Raw genomic sequence first — 277 nt, forward strand, 5'->3', positions numbered from 1 at the left:
ATCCAGGCCCTGCTCACCGACCCCGCCCGCCGCCGCGCCCAGCGCCGCGGCCAGCACCGCCTGCGGCCCGCCGCCGACGCGGGCCCCCTGCACCTGCGCATCGAAGGCCCCTTCGACTCCGCCTACAGCCTCGCCATCGTCAACCGCGAACTGGCCCGCGCCCTGGCGGGGCGGGGCCATCCCGTGCAGCTGCATCACACCGACGGCCTCGGCGACACCCCCCCCGACCCCGCCTTCCTGGAGGCCGAACCCGGCATCGCCGCCCTGTACCACGCCC

At 77.6% G+C, this 277-nt stretch carries 1 protein-coding gene; it reads left to right on the forward strand.

All coding sequences use genetic code 11. The features are described 5' to 3' along the window. A partial coding sequence (locus CKO33_RS13315) for a hypothetical protein (protein ID WP_200182703.1) occupies window positions 1–277 on the forward strand: 277 nt, incomplete at both ends.

The organism is Ectothiorhodospira mobilis (genome assembly GCF_016584115.1).
In the GTDB taxonomy this organism is placed as follows: Bacteria; Pseudomonadota; Gammaproteobacteria; order Ectothiorhodospirales; family Ectothiorhodospiraceae; genus Ectothiorhodospira; species Ectothiorhodospira mobilis.